We start from the raw sequence: 24831 nt of genomic DNA, 5'->3' as shown, positions 1-24831 counted from the left end.
CCCAGAGATTTGAGAAACGAATTTGTAGCGCACATTGCGAAACGCACTCCCCATCATGAGATGGAGATCACATCGCAGCCGAAGCCATTAGCAGCAATGTGGGGTTGAGACGGCGCTTACGAACATTCCACTCTGGTGCCGCAAATTTAGAAGCCTATGGTGACAGATTGTGCCCGTGTAGAATAACCAACAGCGGGGCAAAGGGGGCTGCATTAGGGCGAAAGGTGTACTGGAACTTCCGCCATTCAAACTCAAACGTCTTTATCTTTGTCATACCTTACCTGCGTGCAAGCGGCTGTTGGCACCAACCTCCGGCGGCTCAGCTCTCGCCGAACAGCACTTTGTCGAGTTCCGCGTAGATATGCGCACTGCCATAGCGCTCGACTACAAGAGCGCGGTTGACTTTCAGGGTCTCGTCGCGCTCTTTTGCTGATTTGGCGCGGAAGGCGATAATACGCTCTGCGGCGGCGGCGGTATCGGGTACCAGCCAATCGGGCGAGAAGATGCGGCCTGCGTCCTGACGCTCCCAGATGAGCGGATGACAGCCCGACAGCACACCATCGGCCAGCGCATAATGGAAACTTTCGGACTCGCTGGGCGACAGGATGTGATCCACATTGTCATAGAAGGCCGCGACGTCATTGCCCCAGTCATGGAAATGCACCTTGCCGCGCAGCGCCGGGTTGTCCTCGACGCGCTCGCTGAGCGCCTTGTAGTATTCCAGTTCCTTGGCGCGGGCCGGATCCTGCATGAACGGAATGTTCTCGGGGCGCGCGCCTTTTATGTGCAGCTCCACAAGCTGACCTTGGCGCACGAGTTCTTCCGCCAGATCAATGGCCCGATCAAAGCGCTTCTGTTGCGGGACGATCCCGACCATGCCAAGCCGAACGGTGCCGGTGAAATCGCGTGAGGTAAATAGATACTCATCCTCCAGCACGAAATTCGGGATCACGCAGGTCTTTTCTTCGGGCCAGCCGAACATTTCGATGGCCTTGCGCCGGACCCAATCGGCCACGAAGATGAATTTCTCCACCCGATCGACATTCATGGCTTCGCCAAAATGTACTGCCTTGCCCCGCACTTCCTGGGCGTGCAGCCGCACGATCAGCCGTTTGCCAGCAGGCAGGTTATTGGAATACCAAACCGCATTTGCCAAGCCCCATTCACATAAAATGATATCGGCCGCGACCATCTGGCGACGGGTCCTGGTCTCGTCGATAGGACCACCCCAAGCCCAAGCATCGTAGCTTATGCTTTCGCCCTTCGCCTTAAGCCGGGAATAATAGGGTTGAACGAATTTTGGCGCATAGGCTGCCAGGCATAAGCGGGCCTCGCTTGTCTCGCTGGGTGCGCGAGTCGCCTCCGCGATTTTCACTGCGCTTCCTGAGATCGAATGGCGCTCATGAACGGCGGTACGAATGGCTGCAGGAACTTCGGCCTGAGGTCCGGTCAACAGTTTTCGGAACTCGTCCACATCACGCGCAAAAAAGGTGTACTCTCGCCCCAAAGCGCCCTGGTTCACCTTGCTGGGATAGGTCACGCAGGGAATCCCTGCGACGATGCTCTCCACCAGCTTAGTCGACAGTTCCAGCGTGTGTTTCTCGAAATCGGCCGGTCGCCAGCACCAAGCGAAATCCATCTGTTGCATTTCGCGCATCACGTCGGCGCGATTCAGGGCACCTAGGCGGCGCGCGTTGATCCGGTCAAGCGCGTCGTTGATCTCTTGGCGGAAGGCCTTGTTGGCCTCCGGCGTCGCCGCTCCGGCGATCTTGTCGCCGATGATCGTCACCTCAATCTCAAGCCCTTCGGCCCGCAGGATCTCAACCCAGGAAACTAATTGCTGGATGCCCCATTGTGGCGCGATCTTGCCTGCGTATCCAATACGGATGGTCTTGTCGCTGCGGTCAGGTTTATGGATCTGCTCAATCAGGGCGTCCGGCACCGGGGGCGGTAACGGAATGGCCTTGAATGGAAAGTCCGTCATCTGGCGCATAAGCGCCTCGAGCTCAGGCGTCTGAACAAGAAGGCCCGCACTCTGGCGAGCCAGCATATCCACGCTGGCGGATGCATCCGGTTTGATCTCGATACCGCTTTCGGTATGGGTATAAAGATCGGTCAGGTAGGGATAAACTCTCCGGTAGAATTGTCGATCCGACATCAGCTCGTTCGCGGCTGCAATACCACGAATGATAATTGTGCGCAGCTTGGGCAGGACCTGATCGAGCTGCCGAATGAGAATAATGCAGCGCGGCATATCCAGACGGGGCAGGGACAGGTCCACATTGCCCGGCGTCAGGATCAGAACGTTCTGGCGGTTGAGAATATTGTCGATGATCGTGTTGCGGCGGATCGGGTTTTTGGAAATCAGGATCGTCTTGCCGCCCGAAGCCAGAATTGACGCCATCGACGACATCCAGATCGCCGACCCGTCCACAGTGTTCAGATCAATGTCCGCATAAAGCACCTGCTCGGCATCGGTGAAGCCCTTCTGTTGGATCAGGGTAGCAAAGGGAACGCGGCTATCGGGGACTTCGAGCGCCTGAGCTACTTTTTCTGCAGTCCGGGCCCAGGTCCTTTCTTCTACCACCCATTTGCGCCCAGCCTTGCCAAGGCGTGTCCGGAGGTCCTTGTCCTTGAGCAACCTCGCCAGCACGTCGGTGAACGACGTGAGGTTTTCCTTTTCAAAGATCAGCCCGGTCTCGTTGTGGGTAACCATTTCGTGGAGCGCTCGCAGCGATGACACCGCCACGGCCTTTTCCATGGCCAGGGCCTCCAGAGGCTTGAGCGGCGAGACCATTTCGGTCACCGGCTGCGACCGACGCGGGAACGGGGCGACATCAATCAGGGAGTAATGCGCCTCGACTTCTTCATGGGGGACGCGGCCTGTCATGATCAGCCAGTCGGTCAACCCTTCCTCCTTGGCAATACGCTCGATTCCAAGCGTAACCGGTCCTTTGGACGAATCCGCCCCAGTTTCCCCGCCGACAAGCAGCAGGCGGAATTCGTGGCCGTCTTTCCGCAGTTGGGCGCAGGCACGGGCCAGATTCTCCAGCCCCTCATAAGGCGCAAACGATCCGATATAGCCAATGACCGGCACCCCCTCTGGGATACCCAGCCTGCGAGCCAGAGCGGTATCATAGGGACGCGCGGAAAAGCGCGATGGATCACAGGAGTTGGGCACTAGCGCAATCCGGTCCTCCTCCACGCCGCGTTCGACCAGTTCTTCGCGCATCGGCTGTGTCAGGGTGAAGACACGGTCGGAATGGCAGGCCACAAGGTTTTCAAAGGCCCGCTGAAGCTGGTAGTTGAAGGTCCATTCGATTTCCGGCTCTTTCGACAGCCGGGTGATTTCCCAGAAACCGCGAACCTCGTACCAGAACGGAATACCCATGCGCCGCGCGGCGATCAGGGCGGGCAGCGCATTGTTGAAATTCGACGCGGCCATGACCGCCTGCGGGCGAAGCTCCCGGATCCGCTCTTCAATCACATCCGCCGCACCGGACACATAGGTCGACATATTGCTGGTCCCGAGCAAAATAGGCTCGGGATCGTGCAGATAGGTAACCCCATCGACATTGTCAGACGGGGTGAATTTCTTTGTCGGCTTGAGATCAAGCGGAAAACCGGGACGCGACAGACAGATCACGTCGATCCCGCATTCCTGCATACCCAGAGCCATGCCCTGACCCCGTGTAGCATAGCCGTTCGACACTTGCGGCAGCGAATAGTTTAGCACATACAAAAGCCGCCCCGGTACGGGATCGATCACTGGTTTGCCCGGCGCCTCAAGAGAGTCCAGGCAGGTCAGATTAGAGACCGGGGTGCGCCTAATCTGATCCAGCGCCTTTTTGGTGCTCGGACCTGACTGCTTGGCGTAATGCGCGATCAGGCGTCGGCACATATCAAGCGCGGTATCGACATCATGGGTGCGCTGTGCCGCCCAGAACATCGCACGCATCAACCCTAGCCCCGAATGTATGTTTTCTGCGGCTTTCAGAACAGGCAGTTCCGAACGTTTTCGCCCTGCGGCACGCAAAAACTGCGCAGCTTTCACTAATCCCTTGCTAAGCTGTTCCGGTGTCATTCCGGGTGCGCTGGTGTCATAAGATTTTTTCATAAATTACGCCTCATAATCATCCCCCGGCACAAGCTAAAGCAGTTAGAGGCTCTACGAGACAAAACGTCTGTAGGCAATGTTGGGAGCTGCGTCAAAAAACAATATTTTGCTGCAATCCGCGATCTTGTGGCGTATGCTTTCTGCCAAATCAAGCCACGCCAAAACCGCAGCATCTCGCTCCCTACATGTCCAGATTGTTGAGCTACTCCCCAATGTTTGGACAGGTTACCGCGTAGATTAAGCTACTCTCTGCTCCTGCTGATCGCTTTGGGTTTCGTCTTTTCTCAGCCAATAAACCACGGCTGGAGGTTTGCCGCCAAGGGCGGAATGGGGGCGTTTGCGGTTGTAGAATTCGATCCACTTGCCGACGCCCACCTTTGCTGCTGATCCTGTTTCCCATGCGTGCAAGTAGACGCACTCGTATTTCAGGCTGCGCCAGAGCCGTTCGACAAAGATGTTGTCGAGGAACCGCCCCTTGCCGACCAGTCCATCGAGATGCGCACGCTGGATCGACGCAACCGATCCGTCCAGGCAAAGGACGTGAACTGGCCGCCTTGGACGCCCTTCTAAGAGTCAAGCGGCGATCTGGGACTGATTGATCTGCTTCTGGCGCCGCATGATGATGCCGAAGACTTCTCGGGCGATATAGCGCTTGAGGCTGCGAATGGCTTCCAGCTTCGAGTTACCAGCTGCGATGCGTTTGGCAACGTAGGCTTGGGTGCGCGGGTCCAGTCGCAACCGTCCAATCGCGATAATGTGGATGGCGCTGTTGGCCGCGCGGTCACCGCCTCGATTCAATCTGTGCCTGACGGTCTTGCCTGATGACGCCGGGACGGGACTGCGCAAAGCTGGCCTCCGACTTGAGGCGCTCAGGGTTGTCGCCAGCCGTCAGCAGCAGCTGCGTCGCGCTGTTCAGGCTGATCGCCGTCTGCTTGAGCCTATCGGGAACATTCCGCCGACAGAAGCAGAGGCCAATTTCTATGCGGCTATGGAAACTGAGGAACGAGCCGCGTAACTAACTGCAATCAGCCTCCGGCAAACCCGGTGCGGTTCATATCTTTCGACCGTATATGCGCTGCGTTCCCATGCGCTGGCTTGGGTGTCGCACAGGGCGGGCACGGATTCCACTGCCTCACCCGCCCCTATGTGCCGCGCGCGGAGCGGGCCGAATGGGCCATGGTGGGTCTCATTGGCAAGCTGCGCCTGCGCCGGGGCCAGCCCACGGATGCGCGCTGGATCAGGCTGCGGCAGGTGTCAGACAGCATTGAGGAATGGTTGCTGCGCTGAGCGCGCCCTCCCCCTTGGCACCTTACCCCGTGGCTCCTACCCTTTTGCACCCTGGCCGCGGGCATAGATATCCTCGTAGCGGATGATGTCATCCTCGCCGAGGTAGCTGCCGGTCTGCACTTCGATCAGCACCATCGGCACCTTGCCCGGGTTCTCCATCCGGTGAACCGAGCCAAGCGGGATATAGACCGACTGGTTTTCGGTCACGAGGCGCACCTCATCATCGACGGTGACCTTGGCGGTGCCTTCGACCACGATCCAATGTTCCGATCTGTGGTGGTGGCTTTGCAATGACAGCGCCGCGCCGGGATGCACATGGATGCGCTTCACCTGGAACCGTTCGCCCACCGCCAGGCTTTCGAACCAGCCCCAGGGGCGGTGATCCATCGGGAATTCGGTGGCCTGTTTCGCCGATTTCGCCTTCAGCGCCTCGACCGCCTTTTTGACGTCCTGCGCGCGGGAGGCATCGGCCACCAGAACCGCGTCGGGCATGGCCACGGTGATCACGTCCCGAAGGCCGATCCCCACCACCTCAAGCCCCTCGTCCTCGGAGCGCAGCAGGCTGTTGTCGCAATCGATCGCAGTGGCCGCCCCCGTGGTGACAACCCCCCGGTCATCCGGGGCGCTTTCGCGCCAGACCGCGTCCCAGCCGCCCAGGTCCGACCAGCCGGCCGCAAAGGGCACCACGGTCAGATTGTCAGCCTTTTCCATCACCGCATAGTCGATCGAGATATCCGGGCAGCCGTCCCAGGCGCCGGGATCAAGCCGGAAGAATCCGAGGTCCGGCGCCCCTTGTGCAATCGATGCCGTGACCGGCGCCAGCAGATCCGGCGCATGGGCGCGGAAGGCGGCAAGAATGGTTTTCACCGAGAAGAGGAAGATACCGGCATTCCACAGGAACTGCCCCGAGGCGAGCATCTCTTCGGCGCGGGCGGCATCGGGTTTTTCCACGAAGCGTTTCAGGCCAATGGCCCGGGGGGTGAAATCGCCCGGCCCCCCATCCAGTTCCAGATAGCCATAGCCGGTTTCCGCATGGGTCGGCTTGATGCCGAAGGTGACGATCTGACCGGCCTCGGCGGCTGCCTGCCCGGCCGCGACCGCGGCGCGGAAAGCGGGCGCATCGGGCACCACGTGATCCGAAGGCGCCACCAGCATCAGCCCCTCCGGGTCGCTCTGTTCCAGGTAAAGCGCCGCCGCCAGCACCGCGGGCGCGGTATTGCGCCCCGCCGGTTCGATCAGCACGGCGCCGGGGTCGATGCCGATACCTGCCAGTTGCTCGGTAACAATGAAGCGGAAATCGGAGTTGGTCAGCACCATGGGCGCCGCATACCCCGCCCCCGACAGCCGCTTGGCCGAGGCTTGAAACAGGGTCTCTTCCCCCACCAGCGGCACGAATTGCTTGGGGTAGCTTTTGCGGGACAGGGGCCAGAGCCGGGTGCCGGAGCCACCGCACAACAAGATGGGAGTGATCGTTGAAGATGCGCTCATCGCCTGTTCCTTTATGCTGTCCTGCCTGCCGGGCGCCTGCCGCCGCGGGTCAGAGCGCCGCCAGGGCCGCTACCGCCTCGGGGAGAGGGTAGTGATGATTGCCGACAAACAGCCCGTTTGCATCAATGTAATCGGCATTCGTCAGCGCACCGTGAATGTCATAGTCGAAATATTTCATCACTTCATTCTTGGCGAAATTGCCGGCCACGATGGGGCGGCATTCGAACCCGGCGGCCGCCAGCTGTTTCACCAGATCGGCGCGTGTCAGCCCCGCCTCTTCGCGGATCACCAGCGAGAAACCGAACCAGCTCGATTTGCCGATCTCGCGCTGGATCATGAACTTGGGATGATCGGCGAGTTTTTCCTGCACCAGCGCCCCATTGGCGCGGCGCCCTTCGATCAGGCCCGGCAGTTTCTTCAGCTGCTCCTGCCCCAGCGCGCCGGACATCTCCAGCGGGCGCAGGTTGTAGCCCGGCAGCACGAAGCGGAAGCTTTCCTCAAAAGGATCATCCGATTTCTCACCGGTGACATGGTTGAATTTCGGCAGGTTGCGGGTCCAGCCATGGGCGCGCAGGGACAGCATGACGTGGTAGAGTTCCTCGTCATCGGTGACCACCATGCCGCCTTCCATGGTGGAGATATGGTGCGAGAAGAACGAAGAATAGGTGCCCATGACGCCGAAGGTGCCGGCCTCCTTGCCGCCATAGGTGGCGCCCATGGATTCGCAATTATCCTCGATCATGACGATCTTGCGATCCCCGATCAGCGCCTGGATGGCGTCGAAATCATTGGGGTTGCCCAGAAGGTTCACCACCATGATGGCGCGGGTCTTGTCACTGATCGCCGCCTCCAGCGCCGCCAGATCGTAATTCAGCGTCTCGCGGTCGATATCGACGAATTTCATCCTGAGGCCATATTGGCCCAGGGGGTAATAGGTGGTGGACCAGCTGACCGCCGGGACGATGATCTCATCGCCGCGTTCCAGCTTCAGATCCGGGTTCTTGGTGAAACAGAGCGCCGCGGTCATCAACAGGTTCGCCGAGGAACCGGAGTTGACCATGACGGCAAACTTGCTGCCGAACTGGGCGGCGAACTGCTCTTCATAGGCGCGCACCTCGGGGCCCATCGAGAACATGTCCGAAGCGATCACGCGCTGCAGCGCATCCTGTTCCGCCTGATCCCAGGAGGAAGTGGCAAGAGGGTATGTGAAGGTCATGCGTGTCCGCTTTCCAGATAATAGCGATAGGTCTGCGCGATCCCGTCGCGCAAGGAGGTCGGCGCCTGCCAGCCCCAGGCGGTCTGGCGCTCGGTCGAGCAGAGCTTCTGCTTCATGCCCACGGGTTTGCTCAGATCATGGGTGAAGGAGCCCTGCCAGCCGATCACCTCGGCCACCGTGGCGTAATAATCGTTGATCGAATGATCATGGCCCAGGCCGATGTTCATGGCGCCGGGGAGCGTCTCAAGATCCTCTGCCGCCTTCCAGATGGCATCAGCCAGATCGGCGGCGAACATGAATTCGCGCCGCGCGGTACCATCGCCCCAGATTTCGACCGCGGCCTCGCCGGTCTTCATGGCCTGATGCACCTTGTGGATGATGGCCGGCAGCAGATGCGAATGCTTGGGGTCGAACTTGTCGTAAGCGCCATAAAGGTTGCAGGGGATCAGCGTCTTGTAGAGCGCCGAGGGATCCTCCTGACGGATGTAATCGCACAGGCGCATGGCCATGATCTTGGCCAGGGCATAGCCTTCGTTGGTGGGCTCCAGCGCGCCGGTGAGGATGCTTTCCTCGCGCAGCGGGTTTTCCCCTTCGCGCGGGTACATGCAGGTGGAGGCCAGATTGATCAGCCGGGTCACACCCGCGGCCCGCGCCCCCATGATGACATTACGCCCCATGGCGAGGTTCTCATCGAGAAAGGCCACCGGATTGGCCATATTGGCCTGGATGCCGCCGACCCGCCCCGCCGCATGGATCACCAGATCGGGCTTATGCGCCTCCAGATAGGCCTCCACGGCACCCGCATCCGTCAGGTCCAGATCGCGGCTGCGCGGCGCCAGGATTTCCCAACCGGCCGCTGCCGCGTGATCCAGAACATTGCGCCCCACCATGCCGCCGCCGCCGGTGAGGAACAGACGTGGTTTTGCACTCATCCCCTCAGTCCTCGCGGGCGACCGGCGTGTCATAGCCGTGCTCCATCAGCACGCGGGAGCGCTGCGCCACCTTCAGGTCCTCACGGACCATTTCGGCGCACATTTCCTGCACGGTGATCTCCGGCGTCCAGCCCAGTTTCGCCTTGGCCTTGGCCGGATCGCCCAGCAGGGTCTCCACCTCGGCGGGGCGGAAATAACGCGGATCGATGCGCAGGATCACGTCACCCACCTTCAGCGCCGGGGCCTTGTCGCCTTCGATGGCCGCCACGGTGGCGACCTCATCGGTGCCCTCCCCGGTGAACTCCAGGGTGATGCCCAGCTCGGCGGCGCTCCAGGTGATGAACTGGCGCACCGAATATTGCACGCCGGTGGCAATGACGAAATCTTCCGGCGCGTCCTGCTGCAGCATCATCCACTGCATGCGCACGTAGTCCTTGGCATGGCCCCAGTCGCGCAGCGCATCGATATTGCCCATGTAAAGGCAGTCTTCCAGGCCCTGCGCGATATTGGCCAGACCGCGAGTGATCTTACGGGTGACGAAGGTCTCGCCCCGGCGCGGACTCTCGTGATTGAACAGGATGCCGTTGCAGGCATACATGTCATAGGCTTCGCGGTAGTTCACCGTGATCCAATAGGCGTACATCTTGGCCACCGCGTAAGGGCTGCGCGGGTGGAAGGGTGTGGTCTCGGTCTGCGGCACCTCTTGCACCAGACCATAGAGTTCCGAGGTCGAGGCCTGATAAAACCGGGTCTTCTCTTCCAGCCCCAGAAACCGGATCGCCTCCAAGAGGCGCAGGGTGCCCATGGCATCCACATCGGCGGTATATTCCGGCGCTTCGAAGGAGACTGCGACATGGCTCTGGGCGCCGAGGTTATAGACCTCATCGGGCTCAACTTCCGACAGGATCCGCGTCAGGTTGGAACTGTCGGTGAGGTCGCCGTAATGCAGTTTGAAACGGGCATTGTCGGTATGGGGATCCTCGAAGATATGATCCACCCGCTGCGTGTTGAAGGAGGACGCACGGCGTTTGATCCCATGCACCTCATAGCCCTTCTCCAGCAGGAATTCCGCCAGATAAGACCCATCCTGCCCCGTCACCCCGGTGATAAGCGCTTTTTTCATATTGAGACCTGTCAGTAAGTGGCTCACGCCGTCTGACACGTGCTTAAAACAAGGTGCAATAGAAGTGAAGCTACGCCTGCTTTTAATGGAAATTCTCAGTACGTAAATCTGGCTCCACCTGAAGCCGAGATAATTCCCGTCTGTTATCGTCTGGGGGTAAATGGAGCGGTGGAATACAATGCCTACCTCACTCCAGTATGCCGCAACATCATGCTCATCGTAAGCGTCAAAGATATCCAACACAGGACCCTAAAGTCCTGCGTCATAGCCCCACAACATCGATCAGCTCTACCGCCTTTGGTAGTTTGTCTCTGAGGCACTCAAAGGCAGAGTGCTTAACCAAAACACAAACCACGTCAGCCTCCACAAGCGCTTCTTCCAGCTCCACAAGTCGAGCACCGGCTTCGTCTAGCCTGATGGGCAGTGCCTCGATATGAGGCTCCACTGCGAGCACCTGGCAGCCCAGCTTGCTGACCTCCGAGGTAATCCCTAGTGCCGGGCTCTCACGCAAATCATCGATATCCGGTTTGAAAGCCAGTCCGAGACAGGCCACCTTAATGTCACTCATCGACCGGGATGGATGTGCCGCCATGACTTCCAGAACCGCATCACGTATCTTTCGCAATACCCACTGCGGCTTGTTGTCATTGCCATCTCGGGCCGCACGGATCAGCTTGGCCTCTTCCGGCGCCGAGGCGACGATGAACCAGGGATCTACAGCAATGCAGTGGCCACCAACACCAGCGCCAGGTTGCAGAATGTTGACCCGAGGGTGACGGTTGGCCAGCGAGATCAGCTCCCAGACGTCAATGCCGAACTTGTCACAGATCACCGATAGCTCATTTGCGAAGGCAATCTGCACATCCCGTGAGCTATTTTCGGTCAGCTTACACATTTCGGCAGTCTTGGCATCGGTTACGATGCATTCCCCTTGCACCACCTTTTTATAAAGAGCCGTGGCCATCTCGCTCGCCCGGGCCGTCATGCCACCGATAATACGATCATTTTCCACCAGCTCACGCACCACATGACCGGGTAGAACCCGCTCGGGGCAATGTGCCACCTGCACATCGGCCTTTTCGCCTGCGTCCTGTGGGAAACTGAGATCCGGACGCGCCTGCGCCAGCCACTCCGCCATCTGCTCGGTTGCGCCGATGGGTGATGTGCTTTCCAGAACCACCAGATCGCCGACCTTCAGAACAGGCGCGATCATCGTCGCTGCCGAGTGGATATAGCTCAGGTCCGGCTCATAACCGTCCTTAAACGGAGTTGGCACCGCGATCATGAAGGCCTCTGCCGGTTCCGCCTGAAGCGTGGCGCGCAACTTGCCATCGCTAACCGCCTTGTGAACGATCCCGTCCAGTTCGGGTTCAACAATGTGAATTTTCCCAGCATTGATCGTTTCGATCACTTTGGGGGCGACATCCACACCAATCACATCGATCCCTCGTGCAGCAAACAGGGCGGCAGTAGGCAAGCCGATATAACCGAGGCCAATCATTGAAATACGGTCGAACATATTTTCTCTCTTATTTATCAGGTGAACGGATTGGTTCAGTCGCCCAGCAGCGCCGCAGCAATGCGTTCAGAGGCCTTACCATCCCCATAAGGGTTCAAAGCACGAGCCATGTCCTCATAGGCTTTTTTATCGCAGAGCAGTTTCAAAGCCTCATTTCGAATCTTGCCAGCATCAGTTCCCACAAGTCGCACGGTCCCTGCATCCACAGCTTCGGGGCGTTCGGTTGTCTCACGCATAACCAGCACCGGTTTACCGAGGCTTGGAGCTTCTTCCTGCACCCCTCCTGAGTCGGTAATCAAAAAATATGAGCGCTGCATTAACCACACAAATGGCAGGTAATCTTGCGGCTCGATCAAATGCACGTTTCCAGCATCTCCCAAGATCCGCTTAACCGGCTCTTGTACATTCGGGTTGAGATGGACAGGGTAAACGACCTGAACGTCTCCCTCTTCGCTGATCGAGCGCAGTGCCTGACAGATATTTTCAAATCCCTGACCAAAGTTTTCGCGCCTATGGCCCGTAACCAAAATCATACGCTTATCTTCTTCGATGAAAGGAAAACGTGCTTGCATCTGCGCATTCAGCTGCGGGTCTGCCCCAAACTGCGCAACCACCTTTTGCAGCGCGTCGATAACCGTATTACCGGTAACAACGATACGGTCATCGGAGACATTTTCTGCTAGAAGACTCTGACGGGCAGTCTCAGTTGGGGCAAAATGCAGATCAGCCATTCGTCCCACAAGCATGCGGTTCATTTCCTCAGGCCAGGGTGCATAGATATTACCCGTACGCAGGCCGGCCTCTACATGCCCGACCGGTACCTGCGCATAAAACGCAGCCAGCGCCGCAGCCATCGTCGTCGTGGTATCCCCATGCACCAGAAGCCGGTCATAGCGATGATCCGTCAACACATCCCGCAGCGCCAAGATGATCCGCGAAGTGATATCAGTCAGATCTTGACCGGGCTTCATCACATTCAGATCGAACCGCGGCGTAATATCAAAAAGCTGTAAGACTTGATCCAGCATCTCACGATGTTGAGCTGTCACACAAACATCCACCTCAAGACCCGGCGTCGCTTGCAGTTGCTTTACCACTGGCGCCATCTTGATAGCCTCAGGCCGGGTGCCAAACACCATAAGAATTTTCAAGACTTACCCTCACTTTAGTGCCTGCATGCAATGTGGTTCTAGCAACTCTGCCCTTGATTACAACCAGCAAACCATGCAGTCGAGAAGTTGCTAACATAGGTGGCTTGATTGCACACGCGGCGCATGCCCGTTAGAGACGATAAAGCATCGCCGTTCCACGAATTCCGCAGTGATTGGACCCCAAGAATGACTCGCAAATATTTTGGCACAGACGGGATCCGTGGCCGAGCAAATATGGGCGCCATGACCCCTTCTTTCATGGTGGATTTAGCGACTGCCGTTGGCCAATATTTCAACGCCACCTCGAAGACCCGACGGGTGGTCATTGGCAAGGACACCCGGCGCTCATGCTACATGCTTGAGAATGCTCTCACCGCCGGCTTCACCGCTGCGGGCATGGACGTTTTTGCCCTAGGTCCACTGCCCACTCCGGCCGTTGGCCTGCTAACCCGCTCGATGCGCGCTGATCTGGGCGTGATGATCTCAGCCAGCCATAACCCCCACCATGACAACGGCATCAAATTCTTCGGGCCCGATGGTTTCAAACTATCGGACAAGGCAGAACTGGAGATTGAAGCCATCCTGGAGGCCGGAGGCGCAATCACGGACACCGATCATATCGGCCAAGTCACCCGTCTAAACGATTCCGCTGCGCGCTATGTCGAATATGCTAAAACCACCATCTCAAGCCAAACCCGCTTTGATGGCCTAAAAATCGTAATCGACTGCGCCAATGGTGCCGCTTACAAGGCTGCGCCGGAGGTACTTTGGGAGCTCGGCGCCGAAGTTATCCCGGTCGGCATCGCGCCAAACGGCTACAATATCAATAAAGACTGCGGCTCCACAGCCCCCGAGCTTGCTGCCAAAACTGTGCTGGAAACCGGCGCAGATCTGGCCATCTGCTTGGATGGGGACGCCGATCGGATCATTATGCTGGATGAAACTGGAACGGTGGTGGACGGAGACCAGATCATGGCATTGCTAGCCACTTCCTGGGCCCGTAAAGGCATGCTTAAACACAACACGCTTGTGACCACGGTGATGTCGAACCTTGGTCTTGAAAACTATCTGGCAGAGCAAGCCATCACTCTGCGCCGCACCGCAGTGGGAGACCGCTATGTGGTGGAAGAAATGCGCCAAGGTGGCTTTAACATGGGCGGCGAGCAATCGGGGCATATCGTGATCACCGATAACACCACAACTGGCGACGGGTTGCTGGCAGGCTTACAAGTGCTAGCACTTTTGAAAGAAACTGGCGAGAAAGCCAGTCATCTGACCCGACAGTTCACCCCGGTACCACAGCTTTTGCAGAACGTCCGCTACACGCCTGGGCAGAACCCCCTGGAACAAATCACAGTGCAAGAAGCAATCCGCAGCTGCGAAGCAGATCTGAACGGCAACGGGCGGCTGCTCATCCGGAAGTCCGGCACCGAACCGCTGATCCGGGTGATGGGAGAAAGCCTGGACGAAACACTACTACAAAACGTTGTCGCAAAGGTGGCACAGACAATTACGGAAGCCGGGTGACCCGCTTATCCACAAATTTGCTCTCTGGCTTGTTGACGGCTGCACGAACCCTACGAGCCCATGGCCGCCCTGGATCCGAACGACATCTGCGGTGGCAAGCACTTATTTCATCAGGTGATGTCGGCAGCATGTGGCCCCTTCTACAGGAGGCTCAAAAAGCAGGTGATATCGAGAACTCCCTCACCATTTACAGGAGCCTTAGCCACCTCCTAAAGCAACAAATGGGGCCAGCGGCGCTCGAAATGCTCAGTCGCCTGTCCCACGAACCGATTGCAGCCCTGCACATCGCGGACACCCCTTCCCCTCCTCCCTCAAGCTCCATCACTTCTGCCCCCAAGCGAGTCGCCTATCTGTTGAACTATGCCCTTCCACAGGTCACGAACGGATATACTCTGCGAGCCCAGGCCATTTCTAACGCACTAAAGCACCATGGCATCGATCTAGTCTGCCTAACACGACCGGGCTTCCCTCTCGACCGTTCTCCACCGCAGGCTTTCCGCCCTGTAGACCAAGTAGATGGCATTGCATATCTGCACGAGGCCCTGCCGATTTTAGACACGTTTTCCAACTTCTCTACCTATCTAACAGCAGCAACGAACGCCTTGGAGGTCCGCCTACGCTCCATACGTCCTCACGCAGTTGTCGCAGCCTCAAACTTCCAGATTGCATTGCCAAGTCTGATTGCAGCGCGACGCCTAGGCCTGCCCTTTTACTACGAAGTGCGTGGATTCTGGGAGCTCACGCAATTGGCTGCGAACCCCAGCATCGAAACAACGCTATTTTATCAACTACAGCACGCGCTGGAATGCCGTGTCGCGCGCCATGCAAACCATGTCTTCACCTTGGCTCCGTCTATGCGGGAGGAACTGCAGCGGCGTGGCGTAGCCTCACGTCAAATCAGCTTAGTACCCAACGGCTGCGACACTAAAAAGTTTTCACCTCAACCCCGAAATATAGCGCTTGCCGCACACTATAATATCCCTGCAGACGTGCCAGTGATCGGCTACATAGGAAGCCTCGTGCAATACGAAGGCCTAGACGATCTGATTCACGCCTGCACCCTGCTTCAGGCGCGAGACCTAGACTTTCGGCTGCTTCTAGTCGGAAGCGGCCCTGCCGAAAATAGCATCTTGGAAGTCGCCGCAAACTCTAGGCTAGAGGAGAAACTCATCCTGCTCGGCCGCATCCCTCATGAAGAGGTAGAGGCTCACTATTCTTTAATCGATATTGCACCGTTTCCACGCAAGTCCCAACGTGTCACGGAATTGGTACCGCCACTGAAGCCTTTGGAAGCTATGGCGATGGAAAAAGCAGTGATTGTCTCATCAGTGAGACCACTCGCTGATATGATTTTGAACAACAAAACGGGCTTAGTCTTCAAAAAAAATGATACGGAAGACCTAGCACGAACCATAGTCCAGCTAATTTCGGATCCAGACCTACGAGTTCGTTTAGGCCGTGCCGGACGTGTTTGGGTTGAGACTGAACGCAACTGGAAGACCACCACAGCCCCAATAGCAAAAATCGTGACCGAGCTAATGGGATGAACTGCCGTCCCATTAGCTCAATGCTGTGGAAAATCACAACAAATCTATTCCTCTCATTATCGTGGCTTGATCATGAGGGAGATCTTGCGCAACGGAGCGGTCACGCGCCATGAGCTACTGTTTTCAAGCGCACGAATACGTTCCGCATGCAAGTCACGCAGCTGTTCTGTCTCAGCCAGAGCACGCCTCAAAGATTCAAGTTCCTGGTCAAAAGAAGCTAGCTGTTTTGTGAGTTCCCCTACCTCACCCGCCTTTGCCTGAAGTTCAAGACCAAGAACGGCGATGTCGTGATATCGTTCGTTGAGACAGTCTTTTTGCTCCGCAGCTCTTTTTTCCAGTTCTTGGCGCTCTGTTTCTGCACGCTTCAAGCGATCTTGGAGCAGGTTTCGCTCTTCCCTCAGCACCCCGGCCTCTTGTTTAGACTTTGAGATGCTGCCCTTTTGCTCCGCAGTTCTATCTTCCAGATCTTGGCGCTCTGCTTCTGCACACTTTAAGCGCTCTTGAAGTCGGGCGAGCTCTTCGCCTAGTTCCCCGACCTCTTGTTCGTGCTTTGACAAACTGTCTTGTAGAGCTTCCTTCAATGTAGTGACGGTCTGACTGAGATCAAAAGATTCAGCCTGGACTTTTGCTACCATTTCCGAACGTTCGCTGTATTGCGTAGCCAACTTTTCGAATTCTGTACGGAGTTTTGCTACTTCCGTTTGAGCATTTTTAAGTTCTGCAGCCTTTTCGTCGCGCTGCTTTCGCGCGATGTGTGACTCACGCGTCTTAAACGCAAGCTTTGCAGTGTTACTGTGCAACTCACCAAGCCGGGCAAAAACATTACGGGCCGCTAAGTACCCAGACTGCCCACCATTAAGGTTAGCAAGCCGCTGCAAGCGGTCGTTTTGCTCAGCCCCATAGAAGACAACACTGGCCCGTGTCTCCAGATCGCAGGTAAATATATTGCTGCCAGAGGTTAGATGACGAAGGTACGAACTATATCCTGGCATCTCGCCGCCCTGTAGAAACACAATGATGCCACGTTCAGACAACTGCGGTAACCAGGTTTTGTCCAGTTCGTCAGCCAATGCTTGCGTGACAGGAAGGTTGACAACCAACAGATCAATTTTGTGTTCGCGGGAGAAAATGCTTTCACGAAGGGTCCCATCTTGCACGATCTGCGAAAAATCCGCGAAATTTGCTTCATTGAAAGCGACTTGGTGTGCGAGATCAGCTGCCTTTGCCTCTGGACCTGCGGCGGGTTCGAAGCCTATGCACAAGCTGTCTAGACCGAGTTTGTCTACCGCTTGACAGAGAGCAAAGTGAGGAACAGCATCCTCCACCCCTAACGTAACCGCAATACGGGGGCGAGCGGCTTCTGTCAGCCAAAATAGGAGGGGCACATGACACAGCACCGAGGAGGGCTCGAGATAGCGAGAGCGCCAGAATAGGGAGCGGCTGGCCAAGGGGGCCAGTATGTCCGCTCCGGGATTCTGGAGTGACTGGGTGTCGGGCTGGATTAAATCATTCGGCATATTTTGAGGCATTACTCTAAGGCAAACAGGGACAGGTCATGCAGCTGCTGAATTTCTTTACCCGTCAGCAGCAAGGACAGGCAAGGGGGGCTGCTTTGTAAAAGCTGCTAAACGATTGACCTGCGCCCCATAGAGGCCACTCTTTTTCAGTCCGCTCTATTCAGACTTTGGCCCTCTACTGACCGTTGATGATACTCCTGCGGGGTGAGCCCGTCGAGGCTCGTGTGGGGCGAGGAGGGGCAGCCTCTGAATTTGGCGGACGACACCACAAGGGAGGCAAATTGCTACCAAGGCCGAGCTTGGCGACGATAGAATGCCTCGCCTTCACCATCGATTGAGGCCATGGCAAACTGCTTTACCGCGAAAAATAGCTGTGCTTTTTCCACCGTATCTGGCTCGATTTCAAAGCGTGCCATGCGGCCAACAATCTCAGAAGGGCAGATGAGCTTTTCAATCTCGTGGTACAAGGGGCGCACACCATAGTCGTCAAACAGTACGGTTACCGGCTTGGTACAGCGAAGCATAATCATTGCCAAACAGGCAGTGCGCATACGTCCATCTATCAGTATTGTATCCGGGTGACGGAAGAAAGGTGTCTCCCAGACATCCAAAGGATAACGGAAAAAGTGACGCCAGCTGTTCGTACTAATTGGGCGCCCCCATAGTCCTGTAGGTCCGATATCCGCATGATAGACAATCACTGGGGACGCTGGCTTTGACGTGTCGATCTCATGTTGTAGATTCTGTGCCCACTCGCGGTCGCTCTCGACGCTGATAATGAACTTCCCAGGCAAACCTGCCGCAATCCGGGTCGTCCCGCCCGATCCATATTCAAGGATTACCTTTGCCTCTTTATAAATCGAGATCAAAAAGGCAACTTCGGCTTCTGGCATATAGGGTGCAGATGACACGCCGTCCGTTGGGAGGGGCATTGAAGAGGTCCCGAATATTGTTCTATTTGGTGTTGTTACAACGACGATCAGCTGCCGACGAAGTGTTGCAAACTCAAAGCGCTTCGTCAATCCGGCGCTCTTTCCAGCTTTTCCTCGTCGCAGATCAGTTCAGCCTCATATTCCTCGGGTACTCTCCCTTCAAACTCTAGAGCACGGGAGCCAGAAAACGCATGACATAATTGTCACATCACGGAAGGTAGTATGGCTGTTTTTTGAATGCCTCCTGGTTCCTCAGTTGGAGCTCTCCACTTTTTTGGGGCAAGTCCGGGTTGCCTACACCGTATCTGCGAAGACCGCGATCGAGATCCGAGCGTAAGACTTTCGAGTTCGGGAACTCGCGCACCACGGCAAGCAGAACATCGAGCGAGATCAGAAGCGTCTTTTTCGCAATGCCACCGCAACGGCCTCTTGAGCGGGTGTCAGCACCGTCTGGAGACGGTGTGGCATAATGGCTAACGCTGTCGCGCTTGCGCCATTCCCACACGGTTTGTTCCGTCGTCCCGTGGCGCCCCGCAAGAACCCAAGCCGGTTCGTCGCTCGCCTGGATCGCCGCTCTGATCTTCGGCGTCGTGGTCGCGGGCAAACGACCACGGGGGAGGATCTGATTGACCTGTCAGATCTGCCGGGACGCGGTTTCGGCTTTGACGATCTGGAGATCAGCCGCCGCCCGGCGGGCACATAGATCGACACCGGAGCGGGGCATCTGCTGCTGGAGGATCTGCGCCCGGGCCAGATCGATGCAGATGATTTCCTGTTCTGACCAGATCAGAACAGAAAGTCCTCGGCGCCAAGATCGCCGATTTCCTGGTGCCGCAGGATCAGAAGATCGCCGTCTTCATCCTCGATCACCACATGGCCGTTGCGGGCGCGCATGTGATTGTCGCTGAGGTCCTGAAAATCTTCGATGCCGGTGGCATGGGTCAGATCGATCCTGTCCTCGCCGGCGGTGAAATCCCGGATCCGGTCGCTGCCGCCGGAGAAAACAAAGACATCAGCGCCCTTGCCGCCGACCAGAAGGTCGCGCCCGGTGCCGCCGTCGAGCTGATCGTTGCCGCTGCCGCCCAAAAGCCGGTCACGTCCGCCCTGACCCAGCAGGCTGTTATCCGCGCCATTGCCGCGCAGGCGGTCGTTGCCAGAGCCGCCCCAGGCGTCTTCGATGAAATTGATCACCGCGCCCTCCTGGCGCACCGCAGCGGCCATGGCGATATTGTCGTTGATCTCGCCGATCGAGGAATAGGTCCCGGGACGCAGGTTGATGCGGCTGTCGGTGGTAAGGCCCGAGGCATCGATCAGATCCTGCCCACCGGCATCCCAGATGGTCAGGATCACATCGCGGTAGCGGCCATCTTCGCCCTGTACCTGCATGCCGCGCGCGTTGTCGGCATTGGTTGCGTATTGATATTCCAGCGCGCCGCGATTGCCGCGGCCATCGCCGAAATAGACCGTATCGCTGGTGCGGGTGGTGGTATTGGCGCCGTAAAGCTCTTGCATGGCCTCGATGTCCCAGAGCATCGGTGTCAGTGGAAAGGCCTGTTTCTGCGCACCGTCGCCGCGTTCCTCCGGGTGGGCGGCATAGGACATCACCGTATATTGGTTGCTGGTCCTTGGATTGCTGGGGTTTTCGTTCGGATGATGGAGGCCCAGGGCATGGCCCAGCTCGTGCAGGTAGGTGTTCCAGCTGGTATGGCCATAGACCGGCCCGCCGTCGTCACCGGCACCCGCGAGGAACTGATCGCGGTTATTGCGGTTGATCCAGACATCACCCGCGCGCGACGGGGTCTCACCCAGATCCTCCGCATCGGGAAACCCCGAGACAAAGCCGAAGAGGAAGCGGTCGCGGAATTCGGTGCTGGCAAAGGTGACGTCCCCAAACCCTTCGCCCGGGATCACACCGGGCTGCAGGTTGACGCCCGAGACTTCGTTCCAGGCGGCGACTGCCTGCAGCGCCATCTCCTGCTCGCTCGCGGTCATGGAAAAATCTTTTTCGAAAGAGACCCGGCCGCCGCCGACCCGCCAGGCGTCTTTGATGCCGTCTCCATCGGTGTCGACAGCCCGGTTATAGCGGGGCATGTCCGCGTCGAGGAAGGAATAGCGCACGCTGCCGCTGCCGTCGTGCCAGCTGTCACCGAGGATGGACTGATAGCTGTTCCTGCGGGCCATGGGCGATCCTGTCTTTCAAATATGGCGGGGATCCGGGATGGATCTGGTAAATCTCTTTACGCTGCCTTGCCCTGCGGTCGGGTTAAGCCCGGGCCGTAGATCTCGGGGGCAGGTGGGGCGGAAAAAGGGAGCTGGAAATGGGAGCCTTCCCCGGCGCCAGACCACTGGGCCGGGGAAGGCAGAAGCGGATCAGAACAGGAAATCGTCCGCGCTCAGATCGCTGATATCACGGTTCACGAGGATCATGCTGTCGCCGTTATCGTCGGTGATCACCACATTGCCGCGCGCTTCGCTCAGGTGGTTGTTGCTCAGATCGGTGAAATCGCTGATCCCCTCGGCGCTGCTGAGGTCAATCTCGTCGGCGCCACCAAAGCCTTTGACCTTGTCGCGGCCTTCGGAGAAGACGAAGGTGTCGCCGCCCTTCTGGCCGATCAGCAGGTCATTGCCGGCGCCGCCATCCAGGGTGTCGCGGCCGCCGCCACCAATCAGCTTGTCCCGGCCATCCTCGCCATTGAGAATGTCATTACCGCCCTTGCCCTTGATGGTGTCATTGCCACCGCGGCCATCAAAACGGTTGTCGCCGCGGTTGCCCACGAGCGTGTCATCGCCTTCGCGGGAGCCGCGCACGTGTTCGATGCCGCGGATGCTGTGGCTGAAGGCTTCGTCGCGCCAGGTGCCGGTGGCCTCATTCCGGCCAAGGTTCACTTCGACGGCATCGACGCCCGAGCGGTCATAGCGCAGCCGGTCATAGCCGCCGCGGCCGTCCAGGGTGTCCTCGCCGGCCATCAGGATAAAGCTTTCGTTCTGGCCCGATCCGATCACCTTGTCATCATACATGCCGGTGCGGATTTCGGTGATCTGCCCATCGCCTACAATCCGGTCAGCGCCGCCCATCCCATCATCGATGACGCGGCCACGGTTCAGTTTGGCGACCACGCCACTGTCTGCGTTGATGTAATCCAGCCGCACCGCACCGTCGCTTTCGCCGATGACGAAACGGTCATTGCCGCCGCCCCCGCGCAGCTGCAGCCAGCCGCCATCGGCCGAGGTGACGCGGAAGACATCTCTGTAATCGGTGCCTACCACGCCAAGCCCGCCGATATCAGCGCCGGCCAGGATCGGGTTCTGCACATCCACCAGCCGGGTGCGGCCATTGCCGCCCTTGTCGATCAACCCGGTATTGGCATTGCCGTCGATCTCCACGGTGATGCCTTCATCAAGATCCGAGTGGTCCAGATGCACATAGCCGCGCTCCAGATCCGAGAAGATCACCCGGTCCCGGCCAGCGCCGGGCTGGATGAAATCCGTGTCCATATTGTCGCCCGGGTTGATGGTATCGTTGCCGGGGCCGCCGATCAGCTCGTCATTGCCGTCGCTGCCGATGATCAGGTCATCTTCGGTCGAGGTGCTGAAGAAGCTGGTCAGCGGGATTTCCTGGTTCGGGGCAAAGGTGCCGGTTGCCGGGCCGACCGACTGGATGCTGTTGTCAAAAGCATTCCACTGGGCGCGGGTGCTGATGCTGGGCAGGGGATCGCCGTCCAGCACGAAGATCGCATCGGCGTCCACATTGCTGTAGCCATCGACCTCAGCCTCAAAGAAGGTCATCACCAGCACCGTGGTGGTGCGGATGGTGCCGCCATCATTCCAGCGGACCTCAAGGATCGAGGCTTCGTCCTCATCCAGCGGGCCGCCCTCGATGTAACCGGTGGCACCCTCCACCCGGATATCCGCAAGCGGCTGGTTCGGGTCTTCGGAATTGGCGGAATTGGTATAGCGCAGCGTCGAGGTATCGCCGGGCACAAAAATGGACAGGTCAATTCCTGTTTCAACACCGCGGATCACGTCTTCTTCGCCCTGGAGGCTGCTGCGCAGCACGGCAATACCGGTCAGGCTGTAGGTTGTCATGGAGGAGGGTCCCTTCTACTGGTCACACAGGTCACTGCCCCAGAATACCGGCAGCAAATCTACCGGATGATTTTAACGATTCTCGGCCTCAGAAGAACAGAAAACAGGCCCGGGTGTGGAAAAAACCCCGGACCCTGATGCGCCTGAAATACAATACAATTAGAACAGGAAATCGTCTGCGCCAAGCTCGCTCATTGTGAGGCCTTCCAGCAGCATCGAATTTCCGGTCAGATCGCGGATCATGACACCCTCGGCTTCGTCGCTGGCGTGGTTGGTCATCACATCGCTGAAACCGGTGAAGGCGGCAACACCAGAGAGATCGATCACCTCGCCGTTGCGGCTGGTGCTGAAATCGCGCACCCGGTCATCGCCGTCGCTGAAGACGAAGGTATCGCCGCCGCCACCGCCGATCAGCAGGTCATTGCCGCCGCCGCCGTCTAGGAGATCGCTGCCACTACGACCTTTCAGCGTATCCCGGCCCGCGTCGCCGAACAGATCATCGCCGCCGCCGCCGCCGTTCATCTTGTCCTTGCCGCGCCCGCCCTGCATCAGGTCGCCGCCGCCATTGCCGAACAGCCGGTCGTTGCCACCTTCGCCCGCGATATCGTCGCTGCCGCGGCCACCGCGGATCACGTCGCGGGCGCCGCCGCCGCGCAGCTCATTGTCGGCATTGTTGCCGATGATCCGGTCCTTGGCGCTGCCGCCCCAGGCATCCTCAATGAAATTGATCACCGCGCCGTCCTGGCGCACCGCGGCGGCGACGGCGATATTGTCGGTCTCCTCGCCGATGGTGGAATAGGCGCCGGGGCGCAGGTCGATCAGGCTGCGGGTCGACAGATCCGAGGCATCGATCAGATCCTGCCCACCGGCATCCCAGATGGTCAGGTAGACATCGCGGTAGGTACCATCCTCGCCTTTGACCTGCATGCCCAGATCATTGTCGGCATTGGTGGCGTATTGATATTCTGCGGTGCCATGGGTGCCGCCACCATCGCCGAAATAGACCGTATCGCTGGCGCGGGTGGTGGTATTGGCGCCATAAAGCTCCTGCATGGCCTGGATATCCCAGACCATCGGCGTCAGGGAATAGGCCTGATCGCTCAGGTCTTCACCGGATTCGGAGGGATGCTCCACATAGGACATCACCGTGTACTGGGCATTGGTGTCGCCGTCATTGGGCGCTTCATTGGGGTGGCGCAGGCCCAGGGCATGGCCCAGTTCGTGCAGGTAGGTGTTCCAGCTGGTGTGGCCATAGACCGGGCCGGTGCCGGGGATGAACTGGTCTTCATTGGCGCTGTTGATCCACAGATCGCCAGCCTTGGACGGGCGGTCGCCCAAGTGGTCGGGATTGGGGAAATCGGCGACATAGCCGAACAGGTCGGGATCCTCGAATTCGGTGGCAGCAAAGGTGATGTCGCCGACGATTGCACCGTTGCGGACCTCAAACACCCAAAGCCCTTCGACGCCGGTATTGCCGGTGGTGTTTTCCAGATTGGTGATGGCGCTTTCGTTGCCCGATTGCGGTAGTTCGAAGAAATCGGCGCTATTGCCGGCCGAATAGCCGGCCCGGGCCGGGGTGCCGCCCAGACCGGTTTCTTCATCGCCGCCCGAGGCGGTGCCGGCCGACCAGTTGATATCCTCATAACGGAAGACGATGTCGAAATCGCCCTCGCCGCGGTCATAAAGCTGCATCTGGAAGGAATTGCTGGGCTCGGCGTGCTGATCGTAGAAGCCGACATCCTCCCAGGTGATGGTGACGACATCGGCCTCGGCATCCACGTCCACATAGATCGGCTGCCCGGCGCGGGTGTCCACATCGGCCCAGAAGGCGGCGATCATCGGGGTGGAGCCGGCCGAGATCCCGCTTGGGGTATATTGGGACAGGCCCGAACCGAAGGTAATATTGCCATTGGTGTTCACGTAGATCTGGCTGGCGTCATATTCTTCGCCAAAGAAATTCAGCCCCTCCTCGAAGACCGCCGACATGTCCACCAGAGAGGAGCCGTCGTCATTGACGGGCAGGGCGCTGCCGCCCGCCGCGACCAGGGTGCCATTGCCGGTGACCGGGGTACCGAATGTGCTGTCGGTGCCGCCGCGGGCGATGGTGCCGGGCTGCAGGTTGACGTTGGCCACCTCGTTCCAGGCGCTGATCGCGGCCGAGGTCATCGCCCGCTGTTCCACCGTCATCGACACATCATTGGTGAAGGGCACGATCTCCCCGCTGATGTTCCAGGCGTCCTTGGTGCCGTCGCCATCGGTATCCAGCTTGCGATAGTAGCGCGGCATTTCGGTGCCGATAAAGGAATAGGTGATGACGCCGCTGCCATCGTGCCAGGCTTCGGTGTCACTCACCAGAAGGGATCGGTAATCGTTAAAAGCCATCGCAGGG

The 24831-nt window shown here is 58.4% G+C and carries 16 protein-coding genes and 3 pseudogenes; 4 read left to right on the top strand and 15 right to left on the bottom strand.

Annotation, left to right across the window (positions count from 1 at the left end; all coding sequences use genetic code 11):
* Positions 1-319: 319 nt before the first annotated feature.
* From SM763_RS21805 to SM763_RS21795, 3 genes and pseudogenes are all read right to left on the bottom strand, one after another.
* Positions 320-3958, bottom strand: a complete 3639-nt coding sequence (locus SM763_RS21805; protein ID WP_368999753.1) for a glycosyltransferase — start codon at positions 3956-3958, stop codon at positions 320-322.
* A 396-nt stretch (positions 3959-4354) separates the two neighbouring features.
* Positions 4355-4674, bottom strand: a pseudogene (locus tag SM763_RS21800) (transposase); the annotation flags it as partial.
* A gap of 16 nt (positions 4675-4690) precedes the next feature.
* Positions 4691-5033 (bottom strand): annotated as a pseudogene (locus tag SM763_RS21795) (transposase); the annotation flags it as partial.
* A 179-nt stretch (positions 5034-5212) separates the two neighbouring features.
* Between SM763_RS21795 and SM763_RS21790 the strand changes: the two are divergent.
* A complete protein-coding gene (locus tag SM763_RS21790; RefSeq protein ID WP_368999752.1) occupies positions 5213-5404 on the top strand; it encodes a peptidase G2 autoproteolytic cleavage domain-containing protein in 192 nt (63 codons plus the stop codon).
* A gap of 36 nt (positions 5405-5440) precedes the next feature.
* On the opposite strand, the gene SM763_RS21785 is transcribed toward SM763_RS21790, so the two are convergent.
* The 6 genes from SM763_RS21785 to wecB form a co-directional block, all read right to left on the bottom strand.
* The gene (locus SM763_RS21785; protein WP_368999751.1) at positions 5441-6892 is read right to left on the bottom strand and encodes a mannose-1-phosphate guanylyltransferase/mannose-6-phosphate isomerase; all 1452 of its coding nucleotides are present in this window, start codon (positions 6890-6892) and stop codon (positions 5441-5443) included.
* Between the two features lie 49 nt (positions 6893-6941).
* Positions 6942-8108, bottom strand: a complete 1167-nt coding sequence (locus SM763_RS21780) for a DegT/DnrJ/EryC1/StrS family aminotransferase (protein WP_274836096.1) — start codon at positions 8106-8108, stop codon at positions 6942-6944.
* A complete protein-coding gene (locus SM763_RS21775; RefSeq protein ID WP_368999750.1) occupies positions 8105-9040 on the bottom strand; it encodes a GDP-L-fucose synthase family protein in 936 nt (311 codons plus the stop codon). Before SM763_RS21775 ends, SM763_RS21780 begins: the two co-directional genes overlap by 4 nt.
* Before the next feature lie 4 nt (positions 9041-9044).
* Complete coding sequence (gene gmd / locus SM763_RS21770) at positions 9045-10163, bottom strand: GDP-mannose 4,6-dehydratase (protein WP_368999749.1); 1119 nt, start codon at positions 10161-10163, stop codon at positions 9045-9047.
* 262 nt (positions 10164-10425) lie between these two features.
* Positions 10426-11682 (bottom strand): UDP-N-acetyl-D-mannosamine dehydrogenase, encoded by a 1257-nt coding sequence (gene wecC / locus SM763_RS21765; RefSeq protein ID WP_368999748.1) that lies wholly within the window; start codon positions 11680-11682, stop codon positions 10426-10428.
* A 35-nt stretch (positions 11683-11717) separates the two neighbouring features.
* Positions 11718-12833, bottom strand: a complete 1116-nt coding sequence (gene wecB, locus SM763_RS21760) for a non-hydrolyzing UDP-N-acetylglucosamine 2-epimerase (RefSeq protein WP_368999747.1) — start codon at positions 12831-12833, stop codon at positions 11718-11720.
* Positions 12834-13019: 186 nt separating this feature from the next.
* Here wecB and glmM point away from each other — a divergent pair, with 186 nt between their 5' ends.
* A complete protein-coding gene (glmM, locus tag SM763_RS21755) occupies positions 13020-14360 on the top strand; it encodes a phosphoglucosamine mutase (RefSeq protein WP_368999746.1) in 1341 nt (446 codons plus the stop codon).
* Positions 14361-14488: 128 nt separating this feature from the next.
* Positions 14489-15907, top strand: a complete 1419-nt coding sequence (locus SM763_RS21750) for a glycosyltransferase family 4 protein (protein WP_368999745.1) — start codon at positions 14489-14491, stop codon at positions 15905-15907.
* A gap of 56 nt (positions 15908-15963) precedes the next feature.
* On the opposite strand, the gene SM763_RS21745 is transcribed toward SM763_RS21750, so the two are convergent.
* The 3 genes and pseudogenes from SM763_RS21745 to SM763_RS21735 all read right to left on the bottom strand — a co-directional run.
* On the bottom strand, positions 15964-17292 hold the full coding sequence (locus SM763_RS21745) for a class I SAM-dependent methyltransferase (RefSeq protein ID WP_368999744.1): 1329 nt from the start codon (positions 17290-17292) through the stop codon (positions 15964-15966).
* A gap of 416 nt (positions 17293-17708) precedes the next feature.
* Entirely contained in the window at positions 17709-18446 is a 738-nt protein-coding gene (locus SM763_RS21740) for a hypothetical protein (protein ID WP_368999743.1), read from the bottom strand.
* A 199-nt stretch (positions 18447-18645) separates the two neighbouring features.
* A pseudogene (locus tag SM763_RS21735) lies at positions 18646-18936 on the bottom strand (IS481 family transposase); the annotation flags it as partial.
* On the opposite strand from SM763_RS21735, the gene SM763_RS21730 reads away from it, so the two are divergent.
* Complete coding sequence (locus SM763_RS21730; protein WP_368999754.1) at positions 18826-19059, top strand: hypothetical protein; 234 nt, start codon at positions 18826-18828, stop codon at positions 19057-19059. The pseudogene SM763_RS21735 and the gene SM763_RS21730 overlap by 111 nt on opposite strands.
* Before the next feature lie 83 nt (positions 19060-19142).
* Here SM763_RS21730 and SM763_RS21725 read toward each other — a convergent pair whose 3' ends face one another.
* From SM763_RS21725 to SM763_RS21715, 3 genes are all read right to left on the bottom strand, one after another.
* Positions 19143-20537 (bottom strand): M10 family metallopeptidase C-terminal domain-containing protein, encoded by a 1395-nt coding sequence (locus SM763_RS21725; RefSeq protein WP_368999742.1) that lies wholly within the window; start codon positions 20535-20537, stop codon positions 19143-19145.
* Between the two features lie 189 nt (positions 20538-20726).
* Positions 20727-22442: a calcium-binding protein gene (locus SM763_RS21720; RefSeq protein ID WP_368999741.1), complete on the bottom strand. Its 1716-nt coding sequence runs from the start codon at positions 22440-22442 to the stop codon at positions 20727-20729.
* Positions 22443-22601: 159 nt separating this feature from the next.
* Positions 22602-24824: a nidogen-like domain-containing protein gene (locus tag SM763_RS21715; protein WP_368999740.1), complete on the bottom strand. Its 2223-nt coding sequence runs from the start codon at positions 24822-24824 to the stop codon at positions 22602-22604.
* Positions 24825-24831: the final 7 nt, after the last annotated feature.

The organism is Pseudophaeobacter sp. C1-32P7 (assembly GCF_041008775.1).
GTDB lineage: Bacteria > Pseudomonadota > Alphaproteobacteria > Rhodobacterales > Rhodobacteraceae > Phycobacter > Phycobacter gallaeciensis_A.
The sequence above is the reverse complement of the archived record's forward strand: the minus strand, read 5'-3'. Positions and strand labels throughout refer to the sequence as shown.